We start from the raw sequence: 12,584 nt of genomic DNA, 5'->3' as shown, positions 1-12,584 counted from the left end.
ATGACCCGAAACGTCGACACCATTTACCCGCTTACGCCTCTGCAGCGAGGCATGCTTCACCATTCGCGACTCGATCCGGCCTCCGGTATCTACGTCGAGCAATTTTCCTGCGTGTTGCATGGCCCGCTGGACCTCGAGCGATTCCGCGGCGCGTGGGAAGCGGTCGTGCATCGCCACGACACACTCAAGACGCTGTTCATTCGCCTGCACGAAGAGAATCCGTTGCAGGTCGTCCGGCATACGGTCGGGTTGCCGTTCGAGGTGATCGACTGGCGCGACCACGCGGCCGACGAGCAAGCCGATCGATTCGATCGATTGCTCGCGAGCGACCGCGCGCGCGGCTTCGATTTCAGCGTCGCGCCGCTGATGCGCGTCACGCTGATCGAGCTCGGTCACGAGCGGCATCGGTTCCTGTGGACCTATCACCACGCGATCCTCGACGGCTGGTCGATGCCATTGCTGCTCGGCGAGGTGTTTCAGCGTTATTCCCGCCCGGACGCGCCGCTTCCTGCCATCGCGCGGGACTATCGCGACTACGTTGCGTGGCTGCGCACACGCAATGGCGACAGTTCGCTCGACTATTGGCGCGATCTGTTGCGCGGCTATCGCAGGCCGGCAGGATTCGCGCCGTCGGTATGCCCTTCGCCGGCGAACGATGCCGCAGGCCGCGCCGACACGCGCCGCACGCTGTCGGTTCGGGCGGAGACGATGCCGGCCGGATGGATGGAGGCGGCCGGCCGCGCATGCCGCGTCGCCCGGGTGACGCTCAATACGCTGTGCCAGGGTGCGTGGGCGATGCTGCTTGCGCGCTACGGCGGTTGCGACGACGTCGTCGGCGGCATCGTCGTATCGGGACGTGCGGCAGAGGTGGACGGCATCGAACGCATGGCCGGCCTGTTCATCAACACGCTGCCGTGGCGTGCGACGCTCGACGGCGAGCTCGATGCGACCGACTGGCTGCGACGCTTGCAAGCCGATACGCAGCGGCTGGAACAGCATGCGCACAGCGCACTCACGGACGTATTGAAATGCAGCGAAGTGCCGCGCCAGCAATCGCTGTTCGACACGCTTTACGTATTCGAGAACTATCCGGGCCGCGATGCGTTCGACCGGCTCGCGGCGAGTTGCGGGTGGCGGATCGACGACCCGCGCGCCGTCGAGGAAACGAGCTATGCGCTGGCGCTGATCGTATTGCCGACGGATACGCTGACGTTTCAGTTGACCTACGACACGGCCCGCTTCGACGCGGCGTTCATTGAACGCATGGCGTCGCAGTATCGCAGGCTCCTCGAAATCCTGGCCGACGCGACCCCGCGAAAAGTGTGCGATCTCATGCTCGATGTGCGACCGTCGACGGGTACCGGCGGCGCGTCCGACGCATTCGCACACGCATCGATGGGCGACGCGACGTTGTCGGCGCATATCGCCGCGCATGCCGCTCGCACGCCGGATCGAATCGCCTTTTCCCGACTGGACGGGCGCGAGTCGCCGGGCGGCGCGCACGGCGTCACCTATGGAACGATGGCCGAGCGCGTGCAGCGTGCGGTTCATCAATGGCGGCGTTTCGGCTATCGGCCGGGCGAGCGCGTGCTGATTGCATGCGACGATCCCGTGTCCGGGCTGGTGTTGCTGTTGTCCGGGCTGACGTATGGCGTCGATTGCGTGATGACCGACCCGAATCTGCCGTCGTCCGCATTCGATGCGCTCGTCGACGGCAGTTGGTCGCCGGAACCGCTGAGAAGCTGCGTGACGACCGCGCAGCATACGCCGTTGACCGGCGTCATGTGTTACGTATTCGACGAGCAGGACCCGATGTACGGTCAAATCGACGGTGCGCTCGACGATCGTTCGGATCCGGTGCAGGGCGCGTGTTCGTTGCTGCGGCGCGATGTCGATGGCGATTGGCACGTCGTGCGCTATACGCACGCCCAGCTTGTCGAAGCCGCGCGCGCGTTCGGCGCGACGTTACCGGCCGGTGCATCGCGGGATGTTGCGCTCGGCGACGGGCCGCTGTCGCATACGGCGTTGTGGACGGTACTGGGCGCACTGAGTGCCGGGCTGTCGCTGCACCAGATCGCGAGCGCCGGCGATCCCGCGTTTCTGCGGCGAGCGGCGTCTCCGGATGCGCACTGGCACGGTATCGTCCTGAGTCCGGAAGCGACGCGTCATATCGTCCGCGCCTCGCCGATGCTGTCGGCCGGCGCGCTTCGCACCGACTGGGTCATCGCCGATGCACGCTCGTTGACGCGTGCGGACGCCGCGAGACTCGCCGAGCTCGCACCCGGCGCGAAACGCTTCCGGCAATTGTGCTGGCCTGCGTGGTCGCTCCCGCATGCGGTGTCGTCGGCCGATGGATTCGATCGCGTCGAATCGGGCGTGGTATCGGCAAAATCGGCCAATGAATCCGTGTTCGTCGCCGACACCCATCTGAACCCGGCGGGTGGGGACGCGCTCGGTACGCTCGTCGTGTCGGGGCATTCGGTGCCCGATCTGATGTTGCGCAACGGCAAGCCGGACCGCGACAGCCTGACCGTCACGCGCAACGGTACGTGGTTGCGCACGACGCTGGACGCGTGGCACACCGAGCATGGCTGTCATACGTGGCTGCCCGACCGAAGCGCGTGTTCCGACGAGACGACGGCGGACTGGCTCGATTTCGAGGCCGACGTCGCACGGCAGGCGGGCGTCGATGAGGTGGCGCTCGTGGAGCGGATCGCCGAAAGCGGGCAATGGGACCATGCGCTGTTCCATCAGGACGCGACGGCCGACGCCGCGGATATCGTGCGCCGACTGGCCGGGCTGCGCGGCATGCCGGCACTGTCCGCCGGCGCAATCGTCGCGCTCGCGGCTCTGCCGCGTTCCGCGAAAGGCAGGATCGACCGCGTCCGGCTGCTTTCCGGTGACGTCGAGGTTCGCCAGCATGGTCGCCATGCGGCGCCTCGCGATCTGGTGGAAACGGCGATCCACGACATCTGGTGCGTGTTGCTCAAGCAGCCGCGTATCGGCATTCACGACAATTACTTCGATCTCGGCGGGGATTCGCTGCAAGCCACCGTGATGCTGTATCAGGTCGGTGAGCGGCTTCAGCACCCGATCGACATGGAAACGCTGCTGGCCGCGCCGACGATCGCCGGCCTGGCCGCCAGTATCGCGAATGGCGATGTGCGTCGCGATACGCCGGCCGTCGATTTGCCGGGCGAAGCGCGGCTCGACCCGACGATCGAGACACGGCAACCGTATGCGTGGCGCCCGTATCGGACGGTGTTGCTCACGGGCGCGACCGGATTCCTCGGCGTGCACCTGCTTCATACGCTGCTCGCGACGACCGACGCACGCGTGATGTGCGTGGTGCGCGCCGACGATCCGGCCGCCGGCGTGCGACGCATCGAGGCCGCGATGCAGTCGCATGGCTTGTGGGACGCGCAACACCGCGATCGGATCGTCGCCGTACCGGGCGATCTTGGCGAACCGAACCTTGGCTTGTCGGCGGCCGCATTCGACGCGCTCGCACGTGAAATCGATGCGATCTACCACAACGGCGCGCTGGTCAACTTCGTTTATCCGTACGCGACACTGAAGCAGGTCAACGTGCTGGCGACTCAGGACATCGTCAGACTGGCGAGCCTGCATCGCGTGACGCCGATTCACTACGTGTCCACGGTCGGCACGCTGAACCGTTATTCGGATGCGTTGCCGGAAACGCTCGCGGTGCCGTTCCACGAACACCTGACGAGCGGCTATGAACAGAGCAAATGGGTCGCCGAGCAGTTGCTCGCGCAGGCGCACGCGCGCGGCGTTCCCGTCACGGTCTATCGTCCGGCGCGGATCGTCGGGCATGCGGTGAGCGGGCGGATGAACCTGGACGATCTGTTCTGTCGATTGATCAAGGGCATCATCCTGTTTGGAAAGGCGCCGCGCGACGTGGGATTCGACAACATCCTGCCGGTCGACGTCGTCAGCCGGATCATCGTACGCGCGTCGCTCGACCCGACTGCCGCGGGGCAGGGCGTACACGTGATCAACCCGCGCTGGAACTCGCTGGACGCGCTGGTCGATTTCATCGAAGACGAAGGCTTCGCGATCGAACGGATGAGCTACGACGCGTGGCTCGCGGCGTTGGCAGAACATGTCCGGCAGGACCCCGCGCATCCGCTTTCGATGCTGATTCCGGTGCTCAAGAAATTGAATCCCGTCGCGGATCCGACGGTCGGACGCATTCTTCCGATCGACGTCACCCAACTGAAGCGGCTCGCGGGCGACGTGCTCGCATCGAGTCTGCGTCCGGCCAACGACTGGTTGCGCACGTTCTTCGATTACTTCTACGAAGACGGTTTTCTCGAGCAGCCGCATGAAAGACTGGTCACCGCATGAGCGGCGGTTCGCCGGTGCGGCCGAGCGCGAGACGATGATCTGAAGTCGGCGCTGTCGGGTCGCGACGACCGACGTCGTCGAATAGTCGATGCCGGGAAGGCGGGCTCACCGTCGTCCCGGTTCCCGCATTGCCCGAAAGCGATGCGCTGCCTTGTTGCAAGTCGCGCGGGGCGGGCTGGTATCGAAACGGTATCTGCCGACCGTGTTCGCGGATCGCGAGCGGTTGAAGTGTCTGGTTCGACGGTGCACCCGCGCAAGGTTGCCCGGCCGCAACGCTTCCATCGGTGAGAAAGTGCCTCCAACGAACATCACCGACGTGCCGCGCTCGATCAGTCGCGGATCGACGGGCGCCCCCTGCCTAATGCCTGCGCGCCATGCTTAAATAGCAGGGCTCCCGACCGCCGGCCGCCGCGATCGCAGCGCCGGCCGGCACGGGCCAGCATGTCCGATCGACACCGTGACGACAGACGATACGAAAGTGCCGTTCCGGCCCGCCCGGCGCGGTCCGATAACATTCCGGGGCATCACGTCATGACCATTCGCGCGATCGGACGATCGCGCAGCCATCATTTCGTGCGCTGCCCGTTCTTCGGCGGCGCGGTATCGCCGTCGCTCGCTCGTGCTGCGGCACAATGTCGGTTCGTATCGGTATCGCGTGCTTCCCCGCCATCCGGACCGACGGAGAACGCATGTCGTTACCGGTTTCAGGTACCATCCCGACCCGCTTGCAGCGGGCAGCATGATTCGGTCCGGCGCATGTCGCATGTGCGACGGCTACCGGGACGACGCTTGACGGCACGGCCCGTGCGAGCGGCGTCGCCCGTTCGCCATGAAACAGAGGAACCTTCGTGAAGTTCATCCACGCGGCAGACATTCACCTTGACAGCCCGTTGCACGGCCTGAGCGCGTATCCCGACGCGCCGACCGCGCAGTTGCGCAACGCGTCGCGCGAGGCGTTGCGGCAACTTGTGGATCGTGCGATCGAAGAGGAAGTCGCGTTCCTCGTGATCGCGGGCGACCTGTACGACGGCGACTGGAAGGATCACAACACCGGCATCTTCTTCGGCCAGCAGATGGGGCGCCTGCGCAAGGCCGGCATCCGCGCGTTCGTCCTCGGCGGCAACCACGATGCCGAAAGCGAGATGACGAAGAAGCTGACGCTGCCCGACAACGTCACCGTGTTCGGCCACCGCAAGCCGGAAACCTTCCGGCTGCCGGAATTCGACGTCGCGTTGCACGGGCAGAGCTTCAAGGACAAGGCCGTCGTCGACAATCTCGCGATCGGCTATCCGGACCCGGTACCCGGGTACTACAACATCGGCGTGCTGCACACGGCGCTCGAAGGTAATACGGCGCACGCGAACTATGCGCCGTGCACGCTGGCCGAACTGCACGCGAAGGGCTACGACTACTGGGCGCTCGGCCACGTGCACGAATTCCAGCAATGGACGGGCCCGTCTACCGTCGTGTTTCCCGGCAACCTGCAGGGGCGTCATATCCGCGAGACGGGCCGGCGCGGCGCGGTGCTCGTCACGGTCGAGCAAGGCAGGACGCAGGTCGAACGTCTGTATCTCGACGTGCTGCGCTGGGAAGCCGTGTCGGTCGATGCGTCCGATTGCCTGTCGGTTGCCGATCTGTCGCGAAAGATCGGCCAGTCGCTGGAGGCGCTGTTGACCGTCGACGGCCACGTGCCGCGCGCGGTGCGCGTCACCGTCACCGGGCGCACGCCCGCGCACGGCCTCTTTTTCGGCCGTGCGCCGCAGTTGCGTGCGGAAGTGCTGAACCAGATCGGCATCATCGGCAACGAGCGGCTGTGGCTCGAGAAGGTCCGGCTCGCGACGTCCGCGGCCGATCGGCAGCCGGGCGAAAGCGAACCGCTCGAAGCGCTGGAGGACCTGAAGCAGATCCTGGCCGATGCCGCGCACGATCCGGACTTCCTCGCGCTGCTCGAACGCGATCTGAAGCCGTTCGTCGGCAAGGTCCGCAGCGACGTGAAGGAGGACGTGCCGCTGCTGACGATGGCGCGCGCGGGCGAGCTGACGGCGCTGGTCGAGCAGGTCGGGCCCGCGTTGCTGGCGCGGCTCGCGAGGGGAGAATAAGCGATGCGCATCAGTCAGCTCGATCTGATCAAGTACGGCAAGTTCACCGACGAGACGCTGCGGTTCCCGTCGGCCGCCGAGGATTTCCATGTGATCGTCGGGCCGAACGAGGCCGGCAAGTCGACGATTCGCACGGCCGTGTCCGAGTTGCTGTTCGGGATGAAGCTGCAGACGCCGCTCGATTTCCTGCACAGCACGCCCGAGTTGCGGATCGGCGGCGTGCTAGAGAGCGGCACGGGCGAACTCGCGTTCCACCGCGCGCGCGGGCGCAGTCCGTTGCGCACGCCCGCCGACGACAAGTTGCCCGACGACTATCTGGCGGCCGTCCTGGATGGCGCGACGCGCGAATTCTTCGAGCAGATGTTCGGGCTCGATCACGGGCGGCTGGTCGATGGCGGCCGCAGCATTCTCGATGCATCGGACAAGCTCGGCCAGGTGCTGTTCGAATCGGCTGCCGGGGTCGGCAGCCTCGGGCCGGTGCGCGAGGAGCTCGACGCGCGCGCGCTCGAATTGTGGGCGCCGCGTCGCAGCGGCAGCGCGTTCGCGCTGGCCGAAACCGCATTCAACGAAGCGGTGACCGAGCTGAAGGCCGTCCAGGTGCGCACGCGCGACTGGGTCGATCGCAAGGACGCGCGCGAAGCGGTCGAGCAGCAGATCGAGCAGGCGCGCGCGGAACAGCGCCGGCTCGAAGCGCTGCGCTCGAAGCTCGAACGCGTGCGGCGGCTCGCGCCGTACCTGAAGGAGCTGACGGTCAAGGACGCGGCGCTGGCCGAACTGGGCGCGGTCGTCGAGTTGCCGCCGACCGCGTATGCGGATCTGCTGAAGGCGCAGGGCGATCTCGCGGCCGAGCAGAAGGTGCTCGAGGAACGGCGCGCCGACCTGCTCGCGAAGCGGCAGGCGCGCGATGCGATCGCCGCGGACGCCGACACGTTGGCGCTCGAAGCCGATATCGAGGCGCTCGATCGGCTGCGCGGCGCATGCATGAATCACGCGCAGGATCTGCTGCTGCTCGGCGCGGACGTCGAGCGGCACCTGTGCGCCGCGTCGTCGGCGGCCGCGCAGCTCGGCTGGCCGACGGACGAAGCGTCGCTGCGCGCCGCGTTGCCGACGGCACTGTCGCTGAAGACCGTCGCGAACCTGCTGCGCGAACATGGCGCGCTACACCAGGCGCTTGCCGGCGCGCGCGAATCGCTCGACGAACGCACGCGCGAACTGGCGCAGGTCCGCGAACAACAGGCGCGCCTGTCGACCGTCGACGTGCCGGAAGCGTTGCGCGCGGCGCTGGCCGATGCGCAGGGTTTTCGCAACAGCGGCCCGCGCGAGCAGGCGCTCGCGCACGACATCGCGGCTGCCGAACGCACGCTGTCCGGCGCGCTCGATGCACTTGGCCAGTGGCGCATGCCGGTCGACGCGCTGCGTGCGCTCGACGTGCCGTCGGCGGCGCGGCTTGCCGCGCTGCTCAAGGAAGACAGCGAACGCGCGAGCGCGGCCGCTGCCGCGCGCGACGCGCGGGACGGTGTGCTCGAAGAGCTCGAACGGCTTGAATTGCAGGAGAAGCATTTCGCGGAGAACCACAAGGTCGTCACGACCGCCGACGTGCTGGCGGCGCGCGCGCGTCGCGATGGCGCGTGGGGCGATATCCGCCGCGGCGCCGTCGATCTCGCGACGGGCGCACCGGCGGTCGACGACGCGATTCGTCTCGCGGACGAACTCGTCGATGCACAGCTCGGCGCGACCCAGGCCGCGGCGACGTTGCAGTCGTTGCGTCAGCAGGTCGAATCCGCGCGTGCGGGTGTGACGCGCCGACAGGCCGCGCTCGACGAACGCGAGCGCGAACTCGCCGCCCATCGCGACGCCTGGGCCGCGCTCGCGACGGCGGCCGCGGTGCCCGGCATGCCGCTGGCGGCGATGGGCGACTGGCTGGCGAAGCGCGACGCGGTGTTCGCCGCGCAGGCCGATCTCGATCGCCAGCGCCGCGAATTCGACACGATGCGTGCTGCCCGCGCCGGCGCGGAAACCGCGCTGCGTGCGGCGCTGTCGACGGTATCGCGAGGCGGCGAGTCGGACGGGCTGGCCGCGCTCGTCGCCGTTGCCGAGACCTTCGTCCAGTCGGCCGAGAAAGCGGCCGCACGAAAGGACAGTCTCGACGATCGCGCGCGGGAAGCCGAACGCGGGTGCGCGACCGCGCAGTCGCGGGCCGACCTTGCACAAGCGGCTTACGACGCGTGGCAAGCGCAATGGCGCGACGCGCTGACCGACGCGAAACTGTCCGCGAGCGCGACGACGCTGGCCGCGGCGGAAGGCGCGCTCGGGCTCGCGAACACGGTGACGGCCGAACTGGCCGATGCCGACGCGCCGCGCAACCGGATCGCCGCGATCCGCGCTGAGCTGGCCGCGCTCGAGGCCGGCGCGCGGCGGCTTGCCGAAGCGCTCGCGCCGGAATGGCTGGCGAGCGGCGACTGGCCGGACGTGGCGCGCCGGCTGACGATGCGCCTCGCGTCCGCCAGGGAAGTCGCGCGGGCGATCGATCGGGCCGACGAGGCCGTGCGGCAGGCCGACGCCAAGGTCGCGGACGCGGCCGCCGCGGTCGCGGGCGCCGATGCGCGCATCCAGCCGCTGCTGCAACTGGCCGGCGTCGCGTCGATCGACGCGGCGCTGCCGCTGGCCGAGCGTTCCGATCGGCAGCGCCAGCTTCGGCAGGCGGTCGATGCCGCGCACGAAGCGCTGGTGCGCGACGGCGACGGGCTGTCCCGGTCCGCCGTCGAGGCCGAGGTGGCGGAACAGGACATTGCCGACGTGCCCGCGCATCTGGAAGCGGTGAAGCAGTCGCTCGGCGATGTGGGCAAGCGGCTGAACGAGCTGGCGCAGCAGCAGGTCGTGGCCGACCAGGCGTTCGGCGCGATCGACGGCCAGGCGAACGCGGCCGTCGCCGAGTCGAAACGGCAGGAGGCGCTGGCGGCGATGGGCGACGCGGCCGAACAGTATCTGGAGGCAGCCACCGCGAGCCGCTTGCTGAAGTGGGCGACGGATCGCTACCGCGACCAGAAGCAGGGGCCGATGCTCCGGCGCGCGGGCGAGATTTTCGCCGGGCTCACGCTGGGCGAATTCGCGAAGCTGACCGTCGATACCGAGCGGACGCCGCCCGCACTGTATGCGCGGCGCGCGAAGGGAACGTCGGTCGAGGTCGCGGGGCTGAGCGAAGGGACGCGCGATCAGCTGTTTCTCGCGCTGCGGATCGCGGCGCTGGAGTTGCAGCTCGGCAGCCGCACCGCACTGCCGTTCGTCGCCGACGATCTGTTCATCAATTTCGACGATGCGCGCGCGAAGGCGGGGTTCGATGCGCTGCGCGATCTGTCGACGCGCACCCAGGTGCTGTTCCTGACGCACCACGACCACCTGCTGCCGCTCGTGCGGGACGTATTCGGCGCGCGGGTCAACGTGGTCGAGTTGCAGCGCGCGCCGGCCGGCGCGTGATGCGGAGTACGCCGGCGTGCCCGCGCGCGGGGACGGTCATCGCGTACAGGTAGTATGAGCAGTTCCGAAACGCATGCGGCCGGTTCAACGGTCGCGGGTCTGGCCACACGAGGGGGGAATATGAAGAAGCTGGTAGCCGCGATTGCGTTCGCGGCGGACAAGCATCGCAATCAGCGGCGCAAGGACGAAGAGGCGTCGCCGTACATCAATCATCCGGTCGCGCTCGCCGACGTGCTGGCCAACGAGGCCGGCGTCGAGGACGAACGCGTGATCGTCGCGGCCGTGTTGCACGACACGGTCGAGGATACGGAGACGACCGAGCAGGAGTTGCTGCGGCTGTTCGGCAAGGACGTGGCGGACATCGTGATGGAAGTCACCGACGACAAGTCGTTGCCTAAGGAAGAACGCAAGCGTTTGCAGGTCGAACACGCGGCCACCATCAGCCGGCGCGCGAAGCTCGTGAAGCTGGCCGACAAGATCTGCAACCTGCGCGACATCGCCCGGCATCCGCCCGCGGATTGGCCGCTCGAACGCAGGCAGGCGTACTTCGATTGGGCGAAGTCGGTCGTCGATCCGATGCGCGGCGTCCATCCGGGTCTCGAGGCGATCTTCGACACCGCGTACGCCGCGCGGCCGGCGGACTGACGCACGCGTTATGCGATCGGCCCGATCCGCCGCACGGCAAGCGGCTGCCGTGGCGGGCGTCGACGTCGGCGGTGACAGGAAGCTGTGCGATCTCGTGATCCTGCGTGGGTCGACGGTCGTCTGCCGGGAAGCGCGGATCGCGCCCGAGTCGCTGCCCGCCCTGTGCCTCGCTCATGATGTCGTCGCCATCGGCGTTGACGCGCCGAGCCTGTGGTGGACAGGGAGCGGCCGTCGCGCGGCCGAACAGGCGCTCGCGCGTGAACGGATCTCGTGCTTTCCGACACCGTCGCGGGAGCAGGCCGTCGCGAGCACGTCGGGCTTCTTCGACTGGATGTTCATGGGCGAGCGCGTCTACCGCGCGCTCGCTGGCGCCTATCCGTTGTTGACCGACGCACGCTACGCGGGCGGACGCGTGAGCTTCGAAACCTATCCGTATGCGATTACCTGCGCGATGCTGGGCAAGGCCGTGGCGTCGGCGAAGCAGAAGCGCAACCAGCGCCGGCACTTGCTGGAGCGGCTGGGCATCGACGTATCGACGCTGCGCTCCGTCGATGCGCGCGACGCGACGCTGTGTGCGTTGACCGCGCAATACGTGATCGACGGGAACGCGCATGCGTACGGCGATGCGGCGGGCGGATATATCCGTGTGCCGATGGTGAGCGAGACGATCGTGCTCGATTCGCCGTAGGAGCGGCGTGCTGCTTTGCGCGGGATGATGGCGATCGCAGGGGGCGTTTCGTGAGGGGATGCGGCAGGCCCGGCGACGAAGAGGTCAGCTAGCGACTGTCGGCGGGCGTGGCGCGACGCCTCTGCATCGCGCGATTTCGGGTAAGCCTGCTCAATCCTCGAGGATGGATTTCGGCACGCTGGACAGGTCGCAGGCTTGCGCGTGTTCGAAGTAGCTGTCCGCATCGTCGATCATCACGACCGCGACGTCGATCAGCTCGTCCAGCCGTTGGAGGAGCGATTCGCGCCACTCGATGTCCTCGTCGCGCTCGGGCGTCTTGTCCAGCTGCTCGATGATCGAGTCGGCCGTCTGCAGGAATGGAATCGCCTGCTGATAGTTTTCGATCGAGACCAGCGCCGCGTTGCGTGCACCGACGAGCCGCTCGCGATGCGTGTCCGCCAGTTCGGATTCGCCGCTGATGCGCGGCAACATGTCCGAGATGCGTTGCAGAAGCGGCGGCACCTGTTCTTCCAGCAGGATCGCGCGCTCGCGCAGTGCCGCATATTCGTCGCGAAGGTCGCTGTCGCCGGATTGAGTCGTGCTGTCCATCATCAATATGAGTGCGTGGTTCGGTCGCGGCATGATACTCGACCGCGCCCGTTTCCTTGCTTGTTCTGCGTCCTCTTATATAGAAGGGAAGCGGCGGCTTCGTCATATCTTTGGAGGGCGGCGCCCGTTGCGTTTCACGGCCTGTCGAGCCCAAAGCCACCGTGCGCGCCAGCGCACGGAGGCTTTTTCAAACTTTCTTCACAAAGAGCTTGCGCGGATGGGGGCGGATGCTTAGAATCACGCCTCTTTCGCGCTAACGGAAACGCGGCGCGGAAGGAAGGGAAGCGGTGCTGTTGGGGTTCGGTCGTAGCGAGCCTGGGCAGTACAGGAAGTTGAGCCCCGCAGTCGCAACGAAGTCGTTCAGAAAGTTGTTGACGAACTGCGAAACACGGTTCATAATCTCGCTTCTCTGCTGCTGAAAACGCAGCGCTGCTGGGAAACACGAAGTTTCTCGCAGACATGCTCTTTAAAAATTAACAGCCGATAAGTGTGGGCGCTTGATGGCAGCGAGCTGATCCTCGGATCAGATAGCGAAAGTATCAAGAGTCTCACACTAAAGTAAGTCAGGTTTATGAAGTGATTCATATTCCTGTCAGCTTTGAGTGAGCGACCGGTTCGAAAGAACCGAAAACAGTAACAGGTTTAAACTGAAGAGTTTGATCCTGGCTCAGATTGAACGCTGGCGGCATGCCTTACACATGCAAGTCGAACGGCAGCAC

General features: G+C 66.9%; 6 protein-coding genes and 1 rRNA gene. 6 read left to right on the top strand and 1 reads right to left on the bottom strand.

Annotated features, from left to right (window positions below; genetic code table 11):
- From HWX55_RS28680 to HWX55_RS28660, 5 genes are all read left to right on the top strand, one after another.
- The gene (locus HWX55_RS28680; RefSeq protein WP_279612702.1) at positions 1 to 4,371 is read left to right on the top strand and encodes a thioester reductase domain-containing protein; all 4,371 of its coding nucleotides are present in this window, start codon (positions 1 to 3) and stop codon (positions 4,369 to 4,371) included.
- Between the two features lie 848 nt (positions 4,372 to 5,219).
- On the top strand, positions 5,220 to 6,470 hold the full coding sequence (locus tag HWX55_RS28675) for a DNA repair exonuclease (protein ID WP_175978177.1): 1,251 nt from the start codon (positions 5,220 to 5,222) through the stop codon (positions 6,468 to 6,470).
- A gap of 3 nt (positions 6,471 to 6,473) precedes the next feature.
- A complete protein-coding gene (locus tag HWX55_RS28670) occupies positions 6,474 to 9,944 on the top strand; it encodes a YhaN family protein (protein WP_175978176.1) in 3,471 nt (1,156 codons plus the stop codon).
- Positions 9,945 to 10,064: 120 nt separating this feature from the next.
- Positions 10,065 to 10,589: an HD domain-containing protein gene (locus tag HWX55_RS28665; RefSeq protein WP_175978175.1), complete on the top strand. Its 525-nt coding sequence runs from the start codon at positions 10,065 to 10,067 to the stop codon at positions 10,587 to 10,589.
- Positions 10,590 to 10,599: 10 nt separating this feature from the next.
- A complete protein-coding gene (locus HWX55_RS28660; RefSeq protein WP_175978174.1) occupies positions 10,600 to 11,277 on the top strand; it encodes a DUF429 domain-containing protein in 678 nt (225 codons plus the stop codon).
- Between the two features lie 150 nt (positions 11,278 to 11,427).
- Here the strand turns inward: HWX55_RS28660 and HWX55_RS28655 are convergent, their stop codons facing one another.
- Positions 11,428 to 11,898 (bottom strand): ATPase, encoded by a 471-nt coding sequence (locus tag HWX55_RS28655; protein WP_175978173.1) that lies wholly within the window; start codon positions 11,896 to 11,898, stop codon positions 11,428 to 11,430.
- Between the two features lie 611 nt (positions 11,899 to 12,509).
- On the opposite strand from HWX55_RS28655, the gene HWX55_RS28650 reads away from it, so the two are divergent.
- Positions 12,510 to 12,584, top strand: a 16S ribosomal RNA gene (locus HWX55_RS28650); the annotation flags it as partial.

The sequence above is a fragment of the Burkholderia sp. BCC1047 genome, assembly GCF_902833155.1.
Lineage (GTDB): Bacteria > Pseudomonadota > Gammaproteobacteria > Burkholderiales > Burkholderiaceae > Burkholderia > Burkholderia sola.
This window is presented reverse-complemented; position numbering and strand designations above follow the sequence as displayed.

Bases quoted from the DNA above. Each gene is read 5' to 3' on its own strand.
- HWX55_RS28680 (WP_279612702.1), top strand. From the start codon at position 1: ATGACCCGAAACGTCGACACCATTTACCCGCTTACGCCTCTGCAGCGA.
- HWX55_RS28670 (WP_175978176.1), top strand. From the start codon at position 6,474: ATGCGCATCAGTCAGCTCGATCTGATCAAGTACGGCAAGTTCACCGAC.
- HWX55_RS28665 (WP_175978175.1), top strand. From the start codon at position 10,065: ATGAAGAAGCTGGTAGCCGCGATTGCGTTCGCGGCGGACAAGCATCGC.
- HWX55_RS28660 (WP_175978174.1), top strand. From the start codon at position 10,600: ATGCGATCGGCCCGATCCGCCGCACGGCAAGCGGCTGCCGTGGCGGGC.
- HWX55_RS28655 (WP_175978173.1), bottom strand. From the start codon at position 11,898: ATGCCGCGACCGAACCACGCACTCATATTGATGATGGACAGCACGACT.